The 23,177-nt window shown below is 66.1% G+C and carries 21 protein-coding genes; 11 read left to right on the top strand and 10 right to left on the bottom strand.

Features of this window, described 5'->3' with window-relative positions:
* Nucleotides 1-212: 212 nt before the first annotated feature.
* Both ABIC50_RS07335 and ABIC50_RS07330 read left to right on the top strand, forming a co-directional pair.
* Nucleotides 213-1,322, top strand: a complete 1,110-nt coding sequence (locus ABIC50_RS07335; RefSeq protein ID WP_354162689.1) for an extracellular catalytic domain type 1 short-chain-length polyhydroxyalkanoate depolymerase — start codon at nt 213-215, stop codon at nt 1,320-1,322.
* An 81-nt stretch (nt 1,323-1,403) separates the two neighbouring features.
* Nucleotides 1,404-1,580, top strand: a complete 177-nt coding sequence (locus ABIC50_RS07330; protein WP_006753395.1) for a DUF3563 family protein — start codon at nt 1,404-1,406, stop codon at nt 1,578-1,580.
* A 108-nt stretch (nt 1,581-1,688) separates the two neighbouring features.
* On the opposite strand, the gene ABIC50_RS07325 is transcribed toward ABIC50_RS07330, so the two are convergent.
* The 5 genes from ABIC50_RS07325 to ABIC50_RS07305 all read right to left on the bottom strand — a co-directional run bounded on the left by ABIC50_RS07325 (nt 1,689) and on the right by ABIC50_RS07305 (nt 5,205).
* The gene (locus tag ABIC50_RS07325; RefSeq protein ID WP_011658280.1) at nt 1,689-2,108 is read right to left on the bottom strand and encodes an organic hydroperoxide resistance protein; all 420 of its coding nucleotides are present in this window, start codon (nt 2,106-2,108) and stop codon (nt 1,689-1,691) included.
* A gap of 152 nt (nt 2,109-2,260) precedes the next feature.
* Entirely contained in the window at nt 2,261-2,713 is a 453-nt protein-coding gene (locus tag ABIC50_RS07320; RefSeq protein ID WP_175655131.1) for a MarR family winged helix-turn-helix transcriptional regulator, read from the bottom strand.
* Nucleotides 2,714-2,891: 178 nt separating this feature from the next.
* On the bottom strand, nt 2,892-3,701 hold the full coding sequence (locus ABIC50_RS07315; protein WP_175655130.1) for a BPSS1780 family membrane protein: 810 nt from the start codon (nt 3,699-3,701) through the stop codon (nt 2,892-2,894).
* A complete protein-coding gene (locus ABIC50_RS07310) occupies nt 3,692-4,690 on the bottom strand; it encodes a homoserine kinase (RefSeq protein ID WP_354162686.1) in 999 nt (332 codons plus the stop codon). The genes ABIC50_RS07315 and ABIC50_RS07310 overlap by 10 nt, the downstream gene beginning before the upstream one ends.
* A gap of 107 nt (nt 4,691-4,797) precedes the next feature.
* Nucleotides 4,798-5,205, bottom strand: a complete 408-nt coding sequence (locus ABIC50_RS07305; protein ID WP_165752732.1) for a hypothetical protein — start codon at nt 5,203-5,205, stop codon at nt 4,798-4,800.
* A gap of 140 nt (nt 5,206-5,345) precedes the next feature.
* Here ABIC50_RS07305 and ABIC50_RS07300 point away from each other — a divergent pair, with 140 nt between their 5' ends.
* The gene (locus ABIC50_RS07300; protein WP_012365626.1) at nt 5,346-6,872 is read left to right on the top strand and encodes an AMP nucleosidase; all 1,527 of its coding nucleotides are present in this window, start codon (nt 5,346-5,348) and stop codon (nt 6,870-6,872) included.
* Nucleotides 6,873-6,982: 110 nt separating this feature from the next.
* On the opposite strand, the gene ABIC50_RS07295 is transcribed toward ABIC50_RS07300, so the two are convergent.
* Nucleotides 6,983-7,252 carry a hypothetical protein gene (locus ABIC50_RS07295; RefSeq protein ID WP_354162683.1) on the bottom strand — a complete coding sequence of 90 codons (270 nt, stop codon included), beginning with the start codon at nt 7,250-7,252 and terminating at the stop codon, nt 6,983-6,985.
* 400 nt (nt 7,253-7,652) lie between these two features.
* Nucleotides 7,653-8,411 (bottom strand): LOG family protein, encoded by a 759-nt coding sequence (locus ABIC50_RS07290; RefSeq protein WP_011658288.1) that lies wholly within the window; start codon nt 8,409-8,411, stop codon nt 7,653-7,655.
* Between the two features lies 1 nt (nt 8,412).
* Here ABIC50_RS07290 and polA point away from each other — a divergent pair, with 1 nt between their 5' ends.
* The 3 genes from polA to ABIC50_RS07275 all read left to right on the top strand — a co-directional run bounded on the left by polA (nt 8,413) and on the right by ABIC50_RS07275 (nt 14,067).
* Nucleotides 8,413-11,166: a DNA polymerase I gene (gene polA / locus ABIC50_RS07285; protein ID WP_212071490.1), complete on the top strand. Its 2,754-nt coding sequence runs from the start codon at nt 8,413-8,415 to the stop codon at nt 11,164-11,166.
* A gap of 279 nt (nt 11,167-11,445) precedes the next feature.
* Nucleotides 11,446-12,780, top strand: coding sequence for an NAD(P)/FAD-dependent oxidoreductase (locus ABIC50_RS07280; protein WP_175663154.1), 1,335 nt, complete (start codon nt 11,446-11,448; stop codon nt 12,778-12,780).
* A gap of 411 nt (nt 12,781-13,191) precedes the next feature.
* Entirely contained in the window at nt 13,192-14,067 is an 876-nt protein-coding gene (locus ABIC50_RS07275; RefSeq protein ID WP_175655123.1) for a dienelactone hydrolase family protein, read from the top strand.
* 51 nt (nt 14,068-14,118) lie between these two features.
* On the opposite strand, the gene ABIC50_RS07270 is transcribed toward ABIC50_RS07275, so the two are convergent.
* Together ABIC50_RS07270 and ABIC50_RS07265 are read right to left on the bottom strand one after the other, a co-directional pair.
* On the bottom strand, nt 14,119-14,988 hold the full coding sequence (locus ABIC50_RS07270) for a sulfurtransferase (protein WP_354162680.1): 870 nt from the start codon (nt 14,986-14,988) through the stop codon (nt 14,119-14,121).
* Between the two features lie 117 nt (nt 14,989-15,105).
* Nucleotides 15,106-16,212, bottom strand: a complete 1,107-nt coding sequence (locus ABIC50_RS07265; protein WP_354162677.1) for an aromatic ring-hydroxylating oxygenase subunit alpha — start codon at nt 16,210-16,212, stop codon at nt 15,106-15,108.
* Between the two features lie 270 nt (nt 16,213-16,482).
* Between ABIC50_RS07265 and ABIC50_RS07260 the strand changes: the two genes are divergently transcribed.
* From ABIC50_RS07260 to folE2, 4 genes are all read left to right on the top strand, one after another.
* Nucleotides 16,483-16,776, top strand: coding sequence for an exodeoxyribonuclease VII small subunit (locus ABIC50_RS07260; RefSeq protein WP_006760428.1), 294 nt, complete (start codon nt 16,483-16,485; stop codon nt 16,774-16,776).
* Nucleotides 16,773-17,657 carry a polyprenyl synthetase family protein gene (locus ABIC50_RS07255; RefSeq protein ID WP_175659584.1) on the top strand — a complete coding sequence of 295 codons (885 nt, stop codon included), beginning with the start codon at nt 16,773-16,775 and terminating at the stop codon, nt 17,655-17,657. The genes ABIC50_RS07260 and ABIC50_RS07255 overlap by 4 nt, the downstream gene beginning before the upstream one ends.
* An 81-nt stretch (nt 17,658-17,738) precedes the next feature.
* Entirely contained in the window at nt 17,739-19,643 is a 1,905-nt protein-coding gene (gene dxs, locus ABIC50_RS07250) for a 1-deoxy-D-xylulose-5-phosphate synthase (RefSeq protein ID WP_175663150.1), read from the top strand.
* A 154-nt stretch (nt 19,644-19,797) separates the two neighbouring features.
* Nucleotides 19,798-20,607 (top strand): GTP cyclohydrolase FolE2, encoded by an 810-nt coding sequence (gene folE2, locus ABIC50_RS07245; protein WP_126225052.1) that lies wholly within the window; start codon nt 19,798-19,800, stop codon nt 20,605-20,607.
* Between the two features lie 100 nt (nt 20,608-20,707).
* Here the strand turns inward: folE2 and tsaD are convergent, their stop codons facing one another.
* Nucleotides 20,708-21,748, bottom strand: coding sequence for a tRNA (adenosine(37)-N6)-threonylcarbamoyltransferase complex transferase subunit TsaD (gene tsaD / locus ABIC50_RS07240; protein WP_175655120.1), 1,041 nt, complete (start codon nt 21,746-21,748; stop codon nt 20,708-20,710).
* 130 nt (nt 21,749-21,878) lie between these two features.
* On the opposite strand from tsaD, the gene ABIC50_RS07235 reads away from it, so the two are divergent.
* Nucleotides 21,879-23,096, top strand: coding sequence for a BaiN/RdsA family NAD(P)/FAD-dependent oxidoreductase (locus ABIC50_RS07235; RefSeq protein ID WP_175673821.1), 1,218 nt, complete (start codon nt 21,879-21,881; stop codon nt 23,094-23,096).
* Nucleotides 23,097-23,177: the final 81 nt, after the last annotated feature.

Raw genomic sequence — 23,177 nt, 5'->3', positions numbered from 1 at the left:
AATCAACGCGCGAGCCGGGCGGAACGACTACAACGGATACAAGCGGTTAAACCCCAGTATAGCGCCGCGGCCGGTCGAGGCCCGTTTTTTGCGCCGCCGGGAACTATCCGCGCGCAGGAAAAATCCCAGAAACAATGTTATGGTGCATTGCACAAAGTCGAACGATGCACCGAGTATCGTGACCCTATTTTTCCTGACTGCGAGCCCGATTGATGACCAAAAGTCTGACGAAGGTATGGCTGGGCGGCGTGAAACGCATGCTGTCCCCGGCCGCCAAACGTGGGGCGCGCGATGCACAGCGGATCGCGCGCGATACGCTCGAGGCCGCGGCCTCGAGCGCCGCAACCGATCTGTCCCCGCCGCGCGAGTCGCGGGTGCGGCCGCGCGCGGCGGCTTGGGCGGCAGGCGAGTGGACGCGTGGCGAGCATCCAATGGCGCCTGCGCTCGGCCGCCTCGTCCAGCAGCTCGCATACGGGCTTTATGTCCCGCCCGGGCGTCGGCGCGGTGCGATGCCGCTCGTCGTGATGCTGCACGGTTGCCAGCAATCGGTCGACGAGTTTGCGCAGGGCACGCGGATGAACCTGCTGGCCGACAAGCACGGCTTCGCGGTGCTGTATCCGGAGCAGTCGCAGCGTGCGCACGCGCACGGCTGCTGGCACTGGTATGAGGATACCGATCGCGCGGGTCGTGGCGAAGCGGATACGGTCGCGTCGCTCATCGATGCGCTCGTCGACGAGCACGGTTTCGACGTATCGCGCGTCTACGTCGCGGGGTTGTCGGCCGGCGCGGGGCTGGCGGCGCTGCTCGCACTGCACCATCCGGATCACTTCGCGGCGGTCGCGCTGCACTCGGGCCCGGCGCTCGGCGAGGCGAATTCCGGCATCAGTGCGATGGACGTGATGCGGCGCGGGCTCCGAGAGAACCCGGCGGCCGTGCTCGACGCGCTGATCGACGCCAGTGCGTATCCGGGCATGCCTGCGCTGATTGTGCAGGGTGACGCCGACCATGTCGTCGCGCCCAAGAACGCGGACCAGCTCACGGTGCAGTTCATGCGCCTGAACGGCCTCGCGGACAGCCGTGGCGCGCTGCGCGGGGGCGAGCGCGTGGAGACGCGCGAGGCGGGCGCGCACATCACCGACGTGCGCCGCGACGGCGAGCCGGTCGTGCGGCTTTGCCACGTCAAGGGGCTCGATCACGCGTGGGCTGGCGGCGACGAAGCCGTACCGTTTCATGCGGCGGTCGGCCCCGACGCGAGCGCCATGATCTGGTCCTTTTTCGAACAGAATCGTCGCACTGTGGCGACCGAACGACGCACCGTCTGATCGATGCTAGCCAAGAGCTAGGGTTTTCCCTATAATTCGGGAAAACCCTAGTCAAAGAACCCTTGGATTGCGAGATCGATCATGTACCTGCTGAGCCACCTCTTCCTGATGCTGACCAAGAACGCTGAAAAGGCCGCAAAAGAGCGCGCCGACGCGTACCTGTCCGAAGCCACCGACATCTATGACCTCGAATTCCGCATGCGCAAGATCGATCGCGAAGCGGCGATGAACCGTCCGTTCTCGTTCGGCTCGCGTTAAGCAGCGCAGCGCGGGCCGGCTCGTCAGCCGGTCCGGCGAATCACGCAAAAGGGCGTGTGCGGCAAGTAGCCGCACACGCCCTTTTTGCATTCGGCGCCGCGTGTCGCGTTAGACCACCGTCAGGCGCACCGGCACGTTGTTGCGGGTTGCGTTCGAGTACGGGCACACGTGGTGCGCCTTGTCGACCAACGCCTGTGCGTCGGCCTTGTCGAGCCCTGGCAGCGATACACGCAGTTCGATGTCAAGCCCGAAGCCGCCCGCGTCGTTCGGGCCGATGCCCACTTCCGCGGTGACTTGCGTGTCGGCCGGCAGCGTCTGCTTGTTCTGGCCGGCGACGAATTTCATCGCGCTCAGGAAACAGGCCGAGTAACCTGCGGCAAACAGCTGCTCCGGGTTCGTGCCTTCCGCACCCGTGCCGCCGAGTTCACGCGGCGCGGCCAGCTTCACTTCCAGCTTGTTGTCGGCGGAAACCGCGCGGCCGTCGCGGCCGCCCGTGCTCGTGGCGCTGGTCTTGTACAGAATGTTCATCGTGCAGCTCCTGTCGGAAAAGGGGGAAAGCGGTCCGGTCGAACTGGGATGTCGCCGGCCACGAGATAAATATAGAACACAAATGATTTGTGTGCAAATGAAATTTTGAAGAAAGGGCTGACGCATCGGCCGGCTCGCGACCGGTCGGCTCGTCAGCCTTCGTTGGCGGCCGCCAGCGCGTTGCGCAGCTGCTGGAGATCCGCGCGCAGCCTGACCAGAAACTCGGGGGTTTGCTGCATCGCGCAAAAGAGATCGCCGGGCACCGAGCGCGCCTTGACCTTCAGCGCGCGGCCTTCGGCAGTCACGCGCACGTTCACGACGCGCTCATCCGTCGCGCTGCGCACTCGCTCGACGTAGCCGAGCGCCTCGAGCCGCTTCAGCAGTGGCGTGACGGTGGCCGGGTCGAGGTCGAGGCGGGCGGCGATGTCCTTCACCGCGATATCGTCGCGTTCCCACAGCACGAGCATGGCCAGATATTGGGGATAGGTGAGCGACAGCTTGTCGAGCAACGGCTTGTACGCCTTCGTCATCGCATGCGAAGTCGAGTAGAGCGCGAAGCAGAGTTGCTCGTCGAGCGTCTGGGGCAGCGGGGGGAGGCGGTCCATGATTCGGGCGGCGCGGCGAACGCGCTAACGATTTGTACGCAAATTATTTTGCGCGCAAAAGATTCGATTGAACAGGGGCAACGCGTAGGGATCGGGTGGCAGCCGGAACCCGCGAAACCGGGGTGGGGCTGCCCGGGAAGGGATGGACGGCCGGCGGCGTGCGCCGGCCGGGTTGGCGTCAGCGGCCGGTCGTGGGCGTCGGGGCGCCCGGTTCCTGCACGCCGAAGCAGCCGCGATAGGTCGCGTAGAACGAGCAGTACATCATCGTGACGATGATGATCGTCACCGGCATCATGATCGTCAGCACATAGGCGCCAGCGCCGAGCGCCTGCAGCAGCAGCGACAGGCCGAACGACGAGCCGAGCGCGACGCCGAACCACAGCAGCCCGTAGACGACGAATGCGCCGCGATTGCGCCAGCAGCTGACGACGCTGAAGAACAGCGCCTTGGCGGGCGGGATGTCGTGCCACGCGGTGAGCACCGGCGCGAACCAGAACAGCATCGCGACGGGCGCGTAGAGCAGCGTCGCGAGCAGCAGCGCGCCGACCGTGCCCTGCGCGGCAAGCGCTTCCGGCGTCGGACTCGTGTCGTTCGTCGCGCCCAGCATCATGTGGAGCAGCCCGCCGCCGTCCACGATGGACGACGCCGCGAACACCGCGACCATCAGTGCGACATAGACCAGGCCGAGGACGAGCAGCCGCTGCGTCGTCGCGGTGCCGTACGAGCGGAAGCCGTCGATGAGGATCGTCGGCATCACCGGCTTGCCGGCGACCGTGTCGCGGCACGCGGCCATGAAGCCGACGGCGATGCCGGGGATGAACAGCAGCGGCAGCGCCGCGCCGATCACCGGCACCATCGACACCAGCGTGATGGCCAGCAGGTACGTGAAAAACAGCGTGATGAACGCGAGGGGGTTCCGGCGGAACAGCCAGATGCCTTGGCGGAACCAGACATAGCCCGCTTTCGCGGGTACTTCGATCAGTTGCATGCGGTATGGGTCTCGGGAAGCGCGGGCGTGTGGGCGATACGCTCACGCAGGATGCGTTCGAAATGACCGGGGTCGTGCGGTTTGAGCATTTCGGCCGCGCGCGGCAGGTAGAAGTCGTACAGGCGCGACACCCAGAAGCGGTACGCGCCCGCGCGCAGCATGTCGCTCCAGTGGCGGCGCTCCGCGGCCGTGAACGGCCGGACCGTCTGGTACGCACGCAGCAGCGCGTCCGCGCGCGCGACGTCGAGCACGCCCGTCGCGAGGTCGACGCACCAGTCGTTGACGGTCACCGCGACGTCGAACAGCCATTTGTCGCAGCCCGCGAAATAGAAATCGAAGAAGCCGCCGAGCCGTACGTCATGACCGGTGCCGGGCGCCGCGTGCGCGAACAGCACGTTGTCGCGGAACAGGTCGCAGTGGCATGGGCCGCTCGGCAGCGACGCATAGTCATCGGACGCGAAGAACGCGGCCTGGTGCGCGAGTTCGCCCTCGAGCAGCGTGCGTTGCGCGTCGGAGATGAACGGAACGATCGCCGGGACGTTTTCCCGCCACCACGGCAGGCTGCGCAGGTTCGGCTGGTAGCGCGCGTAGTCGCGCCCCGCGAGGTGCAGGCGCGCGAGCATCTGCCCGACCTCGATGCAGTGTTCGATCCCCGGCGCGAGTTCGGCGGCGCCGTCGAGCTTCGTGACGATCGCGGCCGGCTTGCCGTGCAGCAGGCCGAACAGCGTGCCGTCGTCGCGCGGGATCGGATCCGGCACCGGCACGCCGTGGCTTGCCAGATGGCGCATCAGGTCGAGGTAGAACGGCAGCTGTTCGGCCGTCAGCTTTTCGAAGATCGTCAGGACGTACTCGCCGCGCGTCGTCGTCAGGAAGAAGTTGCTGTTTTCGATACCGGACGGAATGCCGCGGAACGCCAGCACGTCGCCCAGTTCGTAGTGGCGCATCCATTGCGCGAGATCGGAGTCGGAAACAGCGGTGAAAACGGCCATGCGAGATGCGTCAGGTCAGTTGTCGGCACGCGCGCGGCGTGCGGCGCGACAGGAGGTGAAGGGAGCGCCGGTGCGCCGCGTGGCGCCCGACGCGGCGCGGCGGGAAATCAGTAGCGCAGGTTCACCGACGGCAGGCGCGTGATCGGGACGCCGGCGTCGTGCGGCTTCGGCGACGTGTCGGGCGTCGAGCTCATCTGGTAGCGCGTGCCGAAGTTCGACTTCACGTTGATCTCGACCGGCTTGCCGCGATCGCGATACTCGGTGACCTCGGTGCCGTTTTTGCTCTTTTCATGGAAGCTCGGCGTGCGGCGGATGTCGGCGAAGTCGACTTTCGACGTGACTTCGGCGCCGGGCCGGTTGATCTTGCGGAGATCGGGCAGGCCGGCGGCTTCGTTGGCCTCGGCCCGCGCCTGCGCGTCGGCGTCGGGCGTGCTGCCTGCGGCGTAAGCGGTGCCGACGGCGGCAAACATGCCAGCAAATGCGGCAGCAGCGGCGACGAGAATGAGCGGCTTCATGATGAGTCTCCAGTGAACCCACCGATTTTAGCAAATACTGGGCGCTGCCCGGCCCTCATGTGCAAGCGACTTGCAAGCAGGCGGCCATGAGCGTGACCGGGTTCCGTGGTAATGTCGTTCGATCAGATGAGGTATCGAAAATGAAGAACGATTTGAGCCGCCGGCACCGGATGCTAATGCCCGAGAGCCCGCCTGTCGAAGCATTCGACGATTCCGTCGCCGCCGTCGCGCGGCTGTCGGCCATCTACGACACCAATACGGGCTTCCTGCGCGACGCGTTCGCGCGTTATCGCCGCCACGAACCGATCACCGAGCACGTGCGCGCGTGCTATCCGTTCGTGCGGATTCGTACCGAGGTCAATACCCACGTCGATTCGCGCCGCTCGTACGGCTTCGTCGCGGGCCCGGGCGTGTTCGAGACGACGGTCACGCGTCCGGACCTGTTCGCGAATTACTATCGGGAGCAGCTGCGCCTGTTGGCGAAAAACCACCATGTGAAGATCGAGATAGGCGTGTCGTCGCAGCCGATTCCGGTTCACTTCGCGTTCCCCGAAGGCATCCATCTCGAAGGCGAACTCGATCGCGACCGCCTGCTCGCGATGCGTGACATCTTCGATACGCCCGACCTGTCGTACCTCGACGACCGCATCGTCAACGGCACGTTCGAGCCGCAGCACGGCGAGCCGCATCCGCTCGCGCTGTTCACCGCCGCGCGCGTCGACTTCTCGCTGCACCGGCTGCGTCACTACACGGCCACGTCGCCCACGCACTTCCAGAACTACGTGCTGTACACGAACTACCAGTTCTACATCGACGAATTCGTGAAGCTCGGCCGCACGATGATGACCGAGAGCGACGATCCCGAAGTGCGCGAGTACCGCAGCCAGTACAGCGCGTTCGTCGAGCCGGGCGACGTCGTCACGTACAACGCGAACCTCGGCAGCGAGCCGGTCGAGGGCGTCGCGCCGCCGCGGCTGCCGCAGATGCCCGCGTATCACCTGAAGCGCGCGGACGGCAGCGGGATCACGATGGTCAACATTGGCGTCGGTCCGTCGAACGCGAAGACGATCACCGATCACATCGCGGTGCTGCGGCCGCATGCGTGGGTGATGCTCGGTCACTGCGCGGGCCTGCGCAACACGCAGCGCCTCGGCGACTACGTGCTCGCCCACGGTTACGTGCGCGAGGATCACGTGCTGGATGCCGACCTGCCGCTGTGGGTGCCGATCCCGGCGCTCGCCGAAGTGCAGCTCGCGCTGGAGCGCGGAGTGGCCGAGGTCACCCGGCTCGAAGGCGCCGAACTGAAGCGCGTGATGCGCACGGGGACGGTCGCGAGCGTCGACAACCGCAACTGGGAGTTGCGCGATCACCGCGAGCCCGTGCAGCGGCTGTCGCAGAGCCGCGCGATCGCGCTCGACATGGAAAGCGCGACGATCGCCGCGAACGGTTTCCGCTTCCGCGTGCCGTACGGCACGCTGCTGTGCGTATCGGACAAGCCGCTGCACGGCGAGCTGAAGCTGCCGGGCATGGCCGACACGTTCTATCGCGGTCAGGTCGACCAGCATCTGCAGATCGGCGTGAAGGCGATGGAGATCCTGCGCACGAACGGGCTCGACAAGCTGCATAGCCGCAAGCTGCGGAGTTTTGCGGAAGTGGCGTTCCAGTAACGCCGCACGCCGCCGCGCCCCAACGACAAAGGCCACACGCGAACCTTCGTTCGCGTGTGGCCTTGTTCGTTGCGCTTCAGTGCGGGCGTACCGGCCCGATGTTCAGTTGCTCAGCACTCGCTTTTCTTCGCGTGTCCCGGCGGGCAGTGATAGCCGCCATGACCGCGATGACGTTCGTGATCTTCCCACTCGCGGCGTTCCCAGTAGCGACGGCCGTCCCAATAGCGGTCGCCGTGCCAGCCGACGATCACCACGGGCGCAGGCGCGACGACGACCGGTGCGGGCGTGCCGATATTGACGTCGACGTTGACGGCGTGGGCGAGGCCGGACAGTGAAAGACCGAGGCCGGCGAAGGCGAGGGCAATCAGCGAGCGTTGCATGTTGTTTTCCGTGATGTCGTTGTAAAAGGCCGGCGCGACGCGATGGACGCGAGGGGGGATCGTGCCCACCGGGGGGACGCCACGCCGACGAGATGTAGTGTGCAGGCACCGCGCGAAAAAGGCGAGGCGTGTTTGTTACGGCGGATTCCGGGCCGGCGGCCCGACCCGGATGAATGGCCGGCCGCCCGATTTGACAATGACGGGCGCAGGCGCGGAACCGGGCATTCGCGTTGCACGGCACAGGCTGCCCGGATTTGACATTCGGCGGTGCGTGAACGCGCAGCGGGATTAACGCGGCGTTACAAAATGACACGCGGCAGGGGGCGAAATCGCCATGCCTGCCGCGCTGGGTGCGGATGCGCGATGCCGGCCGTGAGGCCGGCCATCGACATCGATCGAATTACAGATAGAACATGCGGTCTTCTTCAGGCCGCGGCGGCTGGCCGTCGCCGTCCGAGCCTTCTTCCTCGCCGCTGTCCTCGTAGAACGCGAGCACGGCGTCGAGCACCTGGTCGGGATCGTCGATCACCTGCATCAGATTCATGTCTTCCGGATTGATGAGGCCCATCGGAATCAGCTGGTCGCGGAACCATTGCAGCAGCCCCTGCCAGAACGCGCTGCCGACGAGAATGATCGGCACGAGGCGCGACTTCTTCGTCTGGATCAGCGTGAGCACTTCGGACAGTTCGTCGAGCGTGCCGAAGCCGCCCGGCATCACGATCACCGCGTCGGAGTTCTTCACGAACGTGACCTTGCGCGTGAAGAAATGACGGAAGCGCAGCGAGATATCTTGGAAGTGGTTGCCCGCCTGCTCGTGCGGCAGCTCGATGTTCAGGCCGACCGACGGCGCCTTGCCGGCGTGCGCGCCTTTGTTCGCCGCTTCCATGATGCCGGGGCCGCCGCCGGAGATGACCGCGAAGCCGGCGTCGGACAGCTTGCGCGCGATCTGCACCGCGAGCTTGTAGTGCGGCGTGTCGGGTTTGAGACGGGCAGAACCGTAGATGCTGACAGCCGGGCGGATCTCCGACAGGTACTCGGTCGCCTCGATAAACTCTGCCATAATCGTGAACATCTGCCACGATGCGCGCGCCTTCTTGGCCGTCGCGCGTTCTTGATCTGCGAGCGAACGCAGACTCGGAATCACTTTTCTCTTGTTCATAATGCCTGAAGAACGAAATCTGGAAGGTAAGACCCTGCTATTGGTTGACGGTTCGAGCTATCTGTATCGGGCTTACCATGCGATGCCTGATCTGCGTGGCCCTGGCGGGGAGCCGACCGGAGCGCTCTACGGAATCATCAACATGCTGCGCCGTATGCGCAAGGAAGTCAGTGCAGAGTATAGCGCTTGCGTGTTCGATGCAAAGGGCAAGACGTTCCGCGACGACCTTTATGCCGACTATAAGGCAAACCGTCCGTCGATGCCGCCCGACCTCGCATTGCAGGTCGAGCCGATCCACGGCGCCGTGCGCGCGCTCGGCTGGCCGCTGCTGATGGTCGACGGCGTCGAGGCCGACGACGTGATCGGCACGCTCGCGCGCGAAGCCGAGCGGCACGGGATGAACGTGATCGTGTCGACCGGCGACAAGGACCTCGCGCAGCTCGTGTCCGATCGCGTCACGCTCGTCAACACGATGACCAACGAGACGCTCGACCGCGACGGCGTGATCGCGAAGTTCGGCGTGCCGCCCGAGCGGATCATCGACTACCTCGCGCTGATCGGCGACACCGTCGACAACGTGCCGGGCGTCGAGAAGTGCGGGCCGAAGACGGCCGTGAAGTGGCTGTCGCAATACGACAGCCTCGACGGCGTGATCGAACACGCGGGCGAGATCAAGGGCGTGGTCGGCGACAACCTGCGCCGCGCGCTCGACTTCCTGCCGCTCGGCCGCACGCTCGTGACCGTCGAGACGGCCTGCGATCTCGCGCCGCATCTCGAATCGATCGAGGCGTCGCTGAAGACGGACGGCGAAGCACGCGACCTGCTGCGCGACATCTTCGCGCGCTACGGCTTCAAGACGTGGCTGCGCGAAGTCGAGAGCGCGCCCGCCGAAGGCGGCGGCGCCGATGCGCCGGAGGGCGACCCTGCGCCGGTGATCGCGGCGGACATCGTCCGCGAATACGACACGATCCAGACCTGGGCGCAATTCGACGCGTGGTTCGCGAAGATCGATGCGGCCGCACTCACCGCGTTCGACACCGAAACCACCGCGCTCGACCCGATGACCGCCCGCCTCGTCGGCCTGTCGTTCTCGATCGAGCCCGGCAAGGCCGCGTATCTTCCGGTCGCGCATCGCGGCCCCGACATGCCCGAGCAACTGCCGATCGACGACGTGCTCGCGCGCCTGAAGCCGTGGCTCGAATCGGCCGATCGCAAGAAGGTCGGGCAGCACCTGAAGTACGACGCGCAGGTGCTCGCGAACTACGGCATCGCGCTGAACGGCATCGAGCACGACACGCTGCTCGAATCGTACGTGCTCGAATCGCACCGCACGCACGACATGGACAGCCTCGCGCTGCGTCATCTGGGCGTCAAGACGATCAAGTACGAGGACGTGGCCGGCAAGGGCGCGAAGCAGATCGGTTTCGACGAAGTGGCGCTCGAGCAGGCCGCCGCCTACGCGGCCGAAGATGCGGACATCACGCTGCAGCTTCACCAGGCGCTGTATCCGCAGGTCGCACGTGAAGCGGGCCTCGAGCGCGTGTATCGCGACATCGAGATGCCGGTATCGCTCGTGCTGCGCAAGATGGAGCGCACCGGCGTGCTGATCGACGACGCACTTCTGCAGGCGCAAAGCACCGAGATCGCGACGCGCCTCATCGAGCTCGAAGGGCAGGCGTACGAACTGGCCGGCGGCGAGTTCAATCTCGGCTCGCCGAAGCAGATCGGGCAGATCTTCTTCGAGAAGCTGCAGTTGCCGGTCGTGAAGAAAACGCCGAGCGGCGCACCGTCGACCGACGAAGAAGTGTTGCAGAAGCTGGCCGAGGATTATCCGCTGCCGAAGCTGCTGCTCGAGCATCGCGGGCTGTCGAAGCTGAAGTCGACCTACACCGACAAGCTGCCGCGCATGGTGAATCCGGCAACGGGCCGCGTGCACACGAACTATGCGCAGGCCGTCGCGGTCACGGGCCGGCTCGCATCGAACGATCCCAATCTTCAGAACATTCCGGTGCGCACGGCCGAAGGCCGGCGGATCCGCGAAGCGTTCATTGCATCGCCCGGCCACCGGATCGTGTCGGCCGACTATTCGCAGATCGAACTGCGGATCATGGCGCACATCTCCGGCGACGCGTCGCTGTTGCGCGCGTTCGCGCAAGGCGAGGACATCCACCGCGCAACTGCAGCCGAAGTGTTCGGCGTGACGCCGCTGGAGGTCAATTCCGACCAGCGCCGGATCGCGAAGGTGATCAACTTCGGGCTCATCTACGGGATGAGCGCGTTCGGCCTCGCGTCGAACCTCGGCATCACGCGCGATGCGGCGAAGCTCTACATCGACCGCTACTTCACGCGCTACCCGGGCGTGGCGCAGTACATGGAAGACACGCGCACGGCGGCGAAGGACAAGGGCTACGTCGAAACCGTTTTCGGCCGTCGCCTGTGGCTGCCGGAGATCAACGGCGGCAACGGCCCGCGCCGTCAGGCTGCCGAGCGCGCGGCCATCAATGCACCGATGCAGGGCACGGCGGCCGACCTGATCAAGCTGTCGATGATCGCGGTGGACGACTGGCTCACGCGCGACCGGCTCGCGTCGCGGATGATCATGCAGGTGCACGATGAACTGGTGCTCGAGGTGCCCGACGACGAACTGTCGCTCGTGCGCGAGAAACTGCCGGAAATGATGTGCGGGGTGGCGAAGCTGAAGGTGCCGCTGGTCGCCGAAGTGGGCGCCGGCGCGAACTGGGAAGAGGCACACTGACGCACCCCCGTGCGATTCCCGCTTCCCGCGGCATATTGTTGCAGGGATGCTGAATATCGAGATGGTTTGCTTGTGGTCAACGCGCAAGCTCCCGGACAATGCAAGTGAGTCAGATCATTGTCGCGGGGGCGGCGCGCCCCGCGTTCCGGAATCGGACGCATCGAAGTGTTTCGAACTGCACATCGATGATGTCCGAACCGGTTAATCCAACGGGCGGCGCGAATGGATGCGTGTGCATCGTCCGGCGGCAGCAGTTTCGAATCGCAAAGGGGGAATCAGATGCATCGGATCATCATCGTAGGCGGAGGCGCGGGCGGCCTGGAACTGGCGACGCGGCTCGGCGACCGTTACGGCGCGCGCGCCAATCGTCCCGCGCGTGCGCTCGTCACGCTCGTCGACCGCAATCCGACCCACATCTGGAAGCCGTTGCTGCACGAAGTCGCGGCCGGCAGCATGGACCCGTTCACGCAGGAACTCGAATACGCGGCGCAGGCGCGCTGGCATGGCTTCGAGTTTCAGCAGGGCGAACTGACCGCGCTCGACCGCACGGCGAAGCGCATCACGCTGTCGCCCGTCAACGACAGCGACGGCGAGGAACTGCTGCCCGCGCGCGATCTGGAATACGACACGCTGGTGATCGCGATCGGCAGCACGACGCACTTCTTCGGCGTACAGGGCGCGGCCCAGAACGCGATCGCGCTCGATACGGTCGGTGAGGCCGAGCGCTTCCGCAAACGCTTGATCGCCGCATGCATGCGCGCCGAGCACCAGGCGCCGGCGCAGCCCGCGCCGGGCGCTGCGGCCGAGCCGCGCATCCAGGTCGTGATCGTCGGCGGCGGCGCGACGGGCGTCGAGTTGTCCGCCGAGCTGCGCAATACCGCGCAGGTGCTGTCGGTGTACGGGCTGCACAAGCTCGACCCGCGACACGACGTCGGCATCGTGCTGATCGAATCGGGGCCGCGAATTCTGCCGGCGCTGCAGGAGCGCGTGTCGACCGCGACGGCCGAACTGCTCGAAAAGCTCGGCGTGCGACTGATGCTGTCCGAGCGCGTGACGGAAGTCGCGCCCGGCGTCGTGCACACCGCGAGCGGCAAGGCGGTGCGTGCGGATCTCACGGTCTGGGCGGCCGGCATCAAGGCGCCGTCCGTGCTGTCGAATCTCGATGGCCTGCAGGTCAACAAGCTCGGCCAGCTCGACGTGCGCCGCACGCTGCAGACCTTCACCGACGACAACGTCTTCGCGCTCGGCGACTGCGCGGCATGCGCATGGCCCGGCAACGAACGCAACGTGCCGCCGCGCGCGCAGGCCGCGCATCAGCAGGCGAGCTTCCTGCTGAAGGCGATCGGATGCCGGCTCGACGGGCGTCCGCTGCCCGAGTTCACGTATCGCGATTTCGGTTCGCTCGTGTCGCTCGGTCACTTCAGTGCGGTCGGCAACCTGATGGGCGGGTTGATCGGCGGCAACATGCTGATCGAAGGGCTGTTCGCGCGGTTCATGTACATGTCGCTGTACCGGCTGCATATCGCGGCGCTGCACGGCTACCCGCGCATGATGCTCGATACGGTCGCGCACTGGCTGCGCCGCACGACGCTGCCGCGCGTCAAGCTGCACTGACCGCGGTTCGTGCACCGGGCGGGCAGGGAATGCGCATCGAGCGCGTTTCCTGCCCGTTGTCTTTTTCGGGCGCAGAATGACTGCCCATGCGCGGCACGTCTTTTCGTTTCAATCCGAAAGCATTCGATCGCGCGACTGACGCTCGTGGCGCGCATGCCGCATAAGGGCGGGGAAGCTCGGTGGGCGGCCATCGACACTGCGATCGATATGACGGGATCGCACCGTCGTAATCGAGTCTTACACATCTGACAGTTGACGCGACAACGGATTATTGGGCATCTTGTGCGGGTTTCCGCTTGCGGCGGTGTGCCAACCGCCGCGACATCCGCGCCGTCCGCCGGCGCGATGCCCCGTCAGGCCGGATCCGGATCCGTGGCCGTGACGGCGGCGCCCCAATCGAGGAGTGCATTCATGTTGAAACCCGAAGTCGACAGCCTGGTTCCCCACGTTCCGTTCTCGCGCCGCAAGTTCATGCAGGCCGCGCTGGGCGGCACCTTCGCGGCGGCCGTGCTGCCCGTGTCGGCGCAGACCATCACGACCGACAGCGCCGGGCTGGACGTCGACACCATCGAGATCCGCTCGGGCGACGCGAGCATCCCCGCGTATCGCGCGCAGCCGGTCGACAAGACGAACCTGCCGGTCGTCATCGTGATCCACGAGATCTTCGCCGTGCACGAGCATATCGCCGACGTCTGCCGTCGCTTCGCGAAACTCGGCTATCTCGCGATCGCGCCGGATCTTTTCGCGCGCCAGGGCAATGCGTCGAAGTACCCGACGATCCAGGCGCTCGTCGAGCACATCGTCAGCAAGGTGCCGGACCGCCAGGTCACCGAGGATCTCGATGCGACCGTCGCGTGGGCCGGCAAGAACGGCGGCGACCTGTCGCGTCTCGGTGTGACGGGCTTCTGCTGGGGCGGTCGCCAGGCGTGGCTGTATGCGGAGCACAATCCGCACGTGCGTGCGGCCGTGGCGTGGTATGGGTTCGTCGAGGGCAAGACCGATGAGATGACGCCGTTCAATCCGGTCGATCATGCGGCGTTGCTGAAGGTGCCGGTGCTCGGGTTGTACGGCGAGAAGGACACGAACATCACGCAGGCGTCGCTGGCCGACATGCGCAAGGCGATCCAGACCAGCGACTCGAAGCTCGCGCGCCAATCCGAGATCGTCGTGTATCCGGATGCCGGTCACGCATTCTTCGCCGATTACCGGCCGAGTTACGTGAAGGGCGATGCCGAGGACGGCTGGAAGCGCGCGATCGAGTGGTTCCACAAGTACGGCGTGATGTAAACGACAAGCGGCGGCAAATGCCGCCGCGTCGTCTTGCGCAGTGCCGGTGTGTTACGGCGTCGGGCCGGTCGCGATCGGCCGCGACGGATCGGCGCTCCATTCGCTCCACGAGCCCGGATACAGCGATGCGCCATGCAGCCCCGCGACTTCGAGCGCGAGCGCGTTGTGGCATGCGGTTACGCCGGACCCGCATTGCAGGATCACGCTGTTCGGTTCGGTGCCGGCCAGCAGCGTGGTGAACGTCTCGCGCAGTTCGTGGCCGGTCTTGAAGCGGCCGTCGGCGTTCAGGTTGTCCTTGAAGAACCGGTTGCGTGCGCCGGGAATGTGGCCGCCGACACGATCGATCGTTTCGTTTTCTCCGCGATAGCGATCGGGCGCGCGCGCATCGATCACGACGCGCTGGGCCGACGTCACGTTCGCGAGCACGGCTGCCGCGTCGACCGTCGATTCGAGCGGCGCTGCCGCCCGGAAGTCGCCGGCGGGCGGGTGCGGCACGTCGGTGGTCAATGGCTGACCAGCCGCTTCCCATGCCTGCAGGCCGCCGTCGAGCACCGCGATCGAGTCGTGCCCGAGCCAGCGCAGCAGCCACCACAGGCGCGCCGCATAGGCGCCGCCGTGTGCGTCATACGCGACCACCTGCTGGCCCTGCTTGACGCCGCGGCTGGCCATCAGCGTCGCGAATGCGTCGCGTGTCGGCAGCGGATGGCGGCCGTTGGTGCCGCTCTTGCGGCCGGACAGGTCGCGGTCGAGATGAAGATATTGCGCACCGGGGATGTGCCCGGCCGCATAGGCGGCTTCGCCCGCGGCCGGATCGGCGAGATCGAAGCGGCAGTCGAATACGGCGACGCTGCCCGGCGCCGCGGCCAGACGTTCGGCGAGATTGGCTGCGGAGATGAGCGTGGTGTAGTGGGTGTGTGGCATGACGGCTCCCTGGAGTGCGAACTGGCCTGATACTCCAAGTCTAAACAAAAAAAGACGGGCCGAAACCCGTCTTTTCATATGCCGAATGCGATGCGGCGCTGAACGCGCCGCGCGCGCTCAGAGATCGCCGAGGTGGCGGCGCAGGAACTCGTGGAAGTGCTGCATGCCGTCTTCCATCGGGCTCTGGTACGGGCCGACCTGCGATTCGCCGCGTGCCATCAGTGCACGGCGGCCGGCGTCCATCCGCATCGCGATTTCGTCGTCCTCGACGGCCGTCTCCATGTAGGCGGCGCGCTCGGCCTCGACGAACTCGCGCTCGAACAGCGCGATTTCCTCGGGGTAGTAGAACTCGACGATGTTGGTCGTCTTCTGCGGGCCGCGCGGAATCAGCCACGACACGACGAGCACGTGCGGATACCACTCGATCATCAGGCCCGGGTAATAGACCATCCAGATCGCGCCGAATTCCGGCGGCACGCCGTTGCGGAACTTGAGCACCTGCTCGTGCCACTTCTGGTAGGTCGCGCTGCCCGGTTTAGCGAGCGCGTTGTGCACGCCGACCGTCTGCACGCTGTACCAGTCGCCGAACTCCCACTTGAGATCGTCGCACGACACGAAACTGCCGAGGCCCGGATGGAACGGAGCGACGTGGTAATCCTCGAGGTAGACCTCGATGAACGTCTTCCAGTTGTAATCGCACTCGTGCACTTCGACGTGATCGAACTGGTATTCGGAGAAGTCGAAGTGATGCTTCGTGCCGAGGTTCTCGAGATCGCGCGCGACGTTGCGGCCTTCGGCCTCGAACAGCAGCCCCTGCCAGTTCTGCAGCGGGCTCTTGCCGAGATTCAGGCACGGTTTGTCGGGGAAGTGCGGGGCGCCGAGCAGTTGGCCTTCCAGATCGTACGTCCAGCGGTGCAGCGGGCACACGATGTTCTGCGCATGGCCACGCCCGTTGAGCATGATCGCCTGCCGGTGGCGGCACACGTTCGACAGCAGTTCGATCTGGTTCGTCTGGTTGCGGACCAGCACGCGGCCTTCCTGCTCGGACGGCAGCGCGAAATAATCCCCCGTCTCGGGCACCATCAACTCGTGCCCGACGTAACGAGGTCCTTTCTTGAAGAGGGTTTCGATCTCGCGCTCGAGTAGCGCCTCATCGAAATATGCAGTGACTGGAAGCTGGCTGTGAGCCGACTTCAACTGAAGCGCGTCGCTCAGATTGGACATTCCCACTCCCGGTGTTAGCGTGAAAGCAGTGAACAACCCAACCATCGAAAAATCGATTTAGGGAAACGGGCAATTATACCCGGTTCGCCCCGCAAGGCTAGGATTAAGTGCCTGATTTGTGTCAATTTTTTGTCGGGAGACACTCGGAAGGCGCACACTGTGCGTCGAAGATGGGGCCGGAATTGTGCCGGGCCCGCCAAGTCGGCAGATCGGAGAATTCTCTTTTGCCGTAGAATGTCCGACTTGTTTTGAAATTTGACACCCTCGTCCATGGCGAAAACCGCATCCCCAGGCGCCACGCCGCCCGACAATGGCACCGAACCGTTGCCGGACAATTACGAAATGGCGCTCGCGGAACTCGAGACGCTGGTTGCCCGGATGGAAGGCGGCGCGTTGAGCCTCGAGGATTCGCTCGCCGCGTACCGCCGCGGCGCGAACCTCGTTGCGTTTTGCCAACAGCAGCTCGAGAAAGTGGAGCAACAGGTTCGCGTGCTGGACGGCGCGACGCTGAAGCCGCTTTCGTCCGGAACGGCCGCCACGGACGGCGAAGACGACGATCTATGACATTCGAACAATGGATGCGGTCCGTGCTTGACCGTGTCGAGGACGCACTCGGCCACTATTTGCCGGCCGAAAACGTGGTGCCCACGCAACTCCACGAAGCGATGCGCTACGCGGTCCTCGGCGGCGGCAAGCGCGTTCGCCCGCTGCTGTGCCATGCAGCAGGCGAACTGACCGGTGCGACGGAAGCGGCGCGCAATGCGGCGGCGGCGGCGCTGGAGATGATCCACGTCTATTCGCTCGTGCACGACGACATGCCGTGCATGGACGACGACGCGCTGCGTCGCGGCAAGCCGACCGTGCACGTGCAGTACGATGAGCCGACGGCGTTGCTGGTCGGCGACGCGCTGCAGTCGCAGGCATTCGTCGCGCTGACCGACGTCGATGCGCTGTCGCCGGTGCAGCAGGCCGCGCTCGTGCGCGAGCTGGCGCTGGCGAGCGGCTCGATCGGCATGGCCGGCGGGCAGGCGATCGACCTGGCGAGCGTCGGCCTGAAGCTGACGCGCGAGCAGCTCGAGAAGATGCACCGGATGAAGACGGGTGCGCTGCTGCGCGCGGCCGTGCGGATGGGCGCGCTGGCCGGCGAGACGCCGTCGGCGGAAACGCTGGCCGCGCTCGACGTCTACGCGGCGGCCGTGGGCCTGGCCTTCCAGGTCGTCGACGACATTCTCGACGTCACGACCGATTCGGCGACGCTCGGCAAGACGGCCGGCAAGGATGCGGCAAACGACAAGCCGACCTACGTATCGATCCTCGGCCTCGACGCATCGCGCGAGCTCGCAGCCCAGCTGCGCGCGGAAGCACACGATGCGCTGAAACCGTTCGGCGCACGCGCACAGCGTCTCGCCGAACTTGCCGACCTGGTGGTGAACCGGGTCAGCTGACGCGAAGCCCGCCGCTGCGCACACGCTTACGGTGCGTGCAATAGAATGCGGGCGCGTTTGATTTCCTACAATGGAACGACGATGTACGACTTGCTGAAAACCATCGACGACCCGGCGGATCTGCGCCGCCTCGATCGTCGCCAACTCCAACCGCTCGCGGATGAACTGCGCGCGTTCGTGCTCGACAGCGTGTCGAAGACGGGCGGCCATTTGTCGTCCAACCTCGGGACGGTCGAGCTGACGATCGCGTTGCACTACGTGTTCAACACGCCGAACGACCGGATCGTCTGGGACGTGGGCCACCAGACCTACCCGCACAAGATCCTGACGGGTCGCCGCGACCAGATGCATTCGCTGCGCCAGTACGACGGCATCTCGGGTTTCCCGCGCCGCAGCGAGTCCGAATACGACACGTTCGGCACCGCGCATTCGAGCACGTCGATTTCGGCGGCGCTCGGGATGGCGATCGGCAGCCAGCTGAACGGCGACGACCGCTTCTCGATCGCGGTGATCGGCGACGGCGCGATGACGGCCGGCATGGCGTTCGAGGCGATGAACAACGCGGGCGTGTCGGAGGATGCGAAACTGCTCGTGATCCTCAACGACAACGACATGTCGATTTCGCCGCCGGTGGGCGCGCTGAACCGCCATCTGGCGCGCCTGATGTCCGGCCGCTTCTACGCGGCCGCGCGTGCCGGCGTCGAGCGCGTGCTGAGCGTGGCGCCGCCGGTGCTCGAACTCGCGCGCAAGCTCGAGGAGCACGCGAAGGGCATGGTCGTGCCGGCGACGCTGTTCGAAGAATTCGGCTTCAACTACATCGGCCCGATCGACGGTCACGATCTCGATTCGCTGATCCCGACGCTGCAGAACATTCGCGAGCTGCGCGGCCCGCAATTCCTGCACGTAGTGACGAAGAAAGGCCAGGGCTACAAGCTCGCCGAAGCGGATCCGGTGCTCTATCACGGCCCCGGCAAGTTCAACCCGGCCGAAGGCATCAAGCCGTCGCCCACGCCTGCGAAGAAGACGTACACGCAGGTGTTCGGCGAATGGCTGTGCGATGAAGCCGAGCGCGATTCGCGCGTCGTCGGCATCACGCCCGCAATGCGCGAAGGCTCGGGCATGGTCGAGTTCGAGAAGCGCTTCAAGGATCGCTACTACGACGTCGGTATCGCCGAGCAGCACGCGGTGACGTTCGCGGGCGGCCTCGCGACCGAAGGGCTGAAGCCCGTCGTCGCGATCTACTCGACGTTCCTGCAGCGTGCGTACGACCAGCTGATCCACGACGTCGCGCTGCAGAACCTGCCGGTCGTGTTCGCGATCGACCGCGCGGGCCTCGTCGGCGCCGACGGTGCGACGCACGCGGGCGCGTACGATCTCGCGTTCATGCGCTGCATCCCGAACATGACGATCATGGCCGCGTCCGACGAGAACGAGTGCCGCCAGATGCTGCACACGGCGCTTCAGCAGCCGAACCCGACCGCGGTGCGTTATCCGCGTGGCGCGGGCACGGGCGTGGCGACGGTGAAGGAATTCACCGAGATCCCGCTCGGCAAGGGCGAAGTGCGTCGCCGTACGTCGCAGCCGGAAGGCAAGCGCGTCGCGATTCTCGCGTTCGGCACGATGGTCGCGCCGTCGCTCGCGGCGGGCGACGAGCTCGACGCCACGGTCGCGAACATGCGCTTCGTGAAGCCGGTCGATGCAGCGCTCGTGCGTGAACTCGCCGAGACGCACGACTACCTCGTCACGGTCGAGGAAGGCTGCGTGATGGGCGGTGCGGGCTCGGCCTGCGTCGAAGCCCTGATGGAGAGTGGGGTTATCCGACCCGTAATACAATTGGGCCTCCCTGACCAGTTCATCGATCACGGCGACCCCGCTAAGCTGCTGGCGCAATGCGGCCTCGACGGCGCGGGCATCGCGAAATCGATTCGCGAACGCTTCCTGAGCCCGGCGGCCGACGTCGCCGATCAGGCGAAGCGCGTCGCGTAAGCTGGCGCCGCCTGCGGGCGGCGTCGGTGCGACTGGTGCAACCGGTCTACATTGATGCGGAAAACATGGGCCTGCGGGCCCATGTTGCTTTTCCGGCTGCCGCGTGACGCGGCGTGCGCGTCGTCGAACGCGCGGCTAACAAGGATTGAACAAGATGAACCAGATGAATCCCGCCTTCGTGATGCCCGACGTGCAGAGCACGGTGGATACCCGCCAGATTCCGATTCAGCGCGTGGGCGTGAAGGCGGTCCGGCATCCGTTGACGGTGCGCACCGAAAGTGGCGACGTGCAGCCGACCGTCGGCGTCTGGAACCTCGACGTGCATCTGCCTGCCGACCAGAAGGGCACGCACATGTCGCGCTTCGTCGCGCTGCTCGAAGACAGCCGCGAGCCGCTGACGGTCGAGCGCTTCCGCGCGATGCTCGCGTCGATGCTCGTCAGGCTGGAAGCCGAGGCCGGCCGCATCGAGGTCACGTTCCCGTACTTCGTGAACAAGACGGCGCCTGTGTCGGGCGTGCAGAGCCTGCTCGACTACGAAGTGACGCTCGCGGGCGAAAGCCGCAACGGCGAGACGCGCCTGTTCCTGAAGGTGCTGGTGCCGGTGACGAGCCTGTGCCCGTGCTCGAAGAAGATCTCGCAGTACGGTGCGCACAACCAGCGCTCGCACGTGACGATCGACGCCGAGCTCGCGGCCGACCTGCCGGTCGAGGCGCTGATCCGCATCGCGGAAGAAGAGGCGTCGTGCGAGCTGTGGGGCTTGCTGAAGCGTCCGGACGAGAAGTTCGTCACGGAGCGTGCGTACGAAAACCCGAAGTTCGTCGAGGATCTGGTGCGCGACGTCGCGCAGCGTCTCGATGCGGACGAGCGCGTGGTTGCGTACGTGCTCGAAGCCGAGAACTTCGAGTCGATCCACAATCACAGCGCGTATGCGCTGATCGAGCGCGACAAGCGACACGTCGCGTAACGCTGCGTCGTTTTGCCGCTGCAATGAAAAATGGCCGCTCATCGAGCGGCCATTTTATTTGCCGGCGTGTGTCGGCGCGCAGGGTATCGGGTTGCGCGAATCAGCGTGCGAGCGACGCGAGATCCCAGCGCGGCTTCACCGTGAACGCGTAGTCGGCGTTCGCCTGTTCGGGCCAGCGGCCGAGCCGCAATGCGCCGGCGAGCGCGATCATCGCGCCGTTGTCGGTGCAGAGCGCGAGATCGGGATAGTGCACGTCGAAGCCGCGCTTGGCCGCCGCGGCCGACAGCGCCGCGCGCAACTGGCGGTTCGCGCCGACGCCGCCCGCGACCACCAGCCGCTTGAGTTTCGTCTGCTTGAGCGCGGCGAGCGACTTCGCGACGAGCACGTCGACGGCCGCGTCGACGAAGCCACGCGCGAGGTCGGCCTTCGCGCGCTCGAGCGCTTCGCCTTCCAGCTTCGCCGCCTGGAATTTCTTCATCTGCGTGAGCACGGCCGTTTTCAGGCCGCTGAAGCTGAAGTCGAGATCGCCCGAATGCAGCATCGGACGCGGCAGCACGACCGCACCCGGCGTGCCCGTTTCCGCGAGCTTCGACACTTCCGGGCCGCCCGGATAGCCGAGGCCGATCAGCTTCGCCGTCTTGTCGAACGCTTCGCCGGCCGCGTCGTCGAGCGTCTCGCCGAGCGTCTCGTACACGCCGACGTCGGTCACGCGCATCAGTTGCGTATGGCCGCCCGACACCAGCAGCGCGATGAACGGGAACGGCGGCGGCTCGTCGACGAGCAGCGGCGACAGCAGATGGCCTTCGAGGTGATGAATGCCGACGGTCGGCTTGTTCCAGGCGAGCGCGAGCGCATTCGCGATGCTCGCGCCGACCAGCAGCGCGCCGGCGAGGCCGGGGCCTTGCGTGAACGCGATCGCGTCGATGTCGTCGCGGTGCGTGCCGCTTTGCGCCATCACTTCCTCGAGTAGCGGCAGCGCGCGGCGGATGTGATCGCGCGACGCGAGCTCCGGCACGACGCCACCGTATTCGCGGTGCATCGCGATCTGCGAATGAAGCGCGTGCGCGAGCAGGCCGCGCTGCGTGTCGTAGAGCGCGAGGCCGGTTTCATCGCAGGAGCTTTCGATGCCGAGGACGAGCATGGGTAAGGGCGGGGGCGCGCGTGTCGAGCGCGCCGCAGGTAGGTCGACGTAACCGAAAATTATAGCAGGCGGGAGCCGGTCGCCGCCGCGGGCGGCCCGGGCCGGAGGCCGGGCAGGTACAATCCGCGCCATGGAAACTTATGACATCGCCGTGATCGGCGCGGGCGCCGCCGGGATGATGAGCGCCGCGGTCGCCGGGCAACTCGGCCGCCGCGTGGTGCTGATCGACCACGCGCCGCGGCTCGCCGAGAAAATCCGCATCTCGGGCGGCGGCCGCTGCAACTTCACGAATCTCTACGCAGGCCCCGACAACTACCTGTCGTCGAATCCGCATTTCGCGCGCTCGGCGCTCGCCCGTTACACGCCGCGCGACTTCCTCGGGCTGCTCAAGCGCCATCACGTCACCTGGCACGAAAAGCACAAGGGGCAGCTGTTCTGCGACCACGGCAGCGACGCGATCATCGACATGCTGAAGCACGAATGCGACGCGGGCGGCATCGCCTGGCGCCGCCCGGTGGTCGTCGACGCGGTGCGCCACGCGGCCGACGGCTTCACGCTCGACACGCAGCAGGCAGGGCCGATCCGCGCACACGCGCTGATCGTCGCGACGGGCGGCCTGTCGATTCCGAAGATCGGCGCGACCGACTTCGGCTACCGGGTCGCGAAGCAGTTCGGCCACAAGCTCATCGATACGCGGCCCGCGCTCGTGCCGCTCACGTTCGCGCAGCACGACTGGGAGCCGTTCGCGGCGCTGTCCGGCGTGTCGCTCGAAGTGCGCGTGTCGACCGGCGACAAGAAACGCGGCGGCGAATTCGTCGAGGATCTGCTGCTGACCCATCGCGGCCTGTCGGGCCCCGGCATCCTGCAGATCTCCAGTTACTGGCAGTCCGGCGACCCGATCCGCATCGACCTGCTGCCGCAGCGCGACGCGGTGGCCGACCTGCTCGACGCGAAGCGCACGTCGAAGCGACAGATCGGCTCGCTGCTCGCGGACTGGGTGCCGTCGCGGCTCGCGCACGTCTGGCTCGACACACATCGCGTCGCGGCCGACGCGCGGCTCGCGGACCTGCCCGACAAGACGCTGCGCCAGATCGGCGACGCGCTGTCCGGCTGGACGCTGACGCCAAACGGCACCGAGGGCTACAAGAAGGCCGAGGTGACGAAGGGCGGCGTCGATACGCGCGAACTGTCGTCGGCCACCATGATGAGTGCGCGGGTGCCGGGGCTGTTCTTCATCGGCGAGGCGGTGGACGTCACGGGCTGGCTCGGCGGCTACAACTTCCAGTGGGCGTGGGCGTCCGGCACGGCGGCCGGGCAGGCGGCGGCGGAGTTTGCGCGCGGCGTCTGAGAGGGCCGCGCAGGCCCGTCGTTGATGGGACCCGGCCCTTAGGCCTTTGTGCGACGCTCTGCTATACTCGTGAATCTTCCC

This window comes from Burkholderia sp. 567 (assembly GCF_040545115.1).
GTDB classification, from domain to species: Bacteria; Pseudomonadota; Gammaproteobacteria; order Burkholderiales; family Burkholderiaceae; genus Burkholderia; species Burkholderia ambifaria.
The sequence above is the reverse complement of the archived record's forward strand: the minus strand, read 5'-3'. Positions and strand labels throughout refer to the sequence as shown.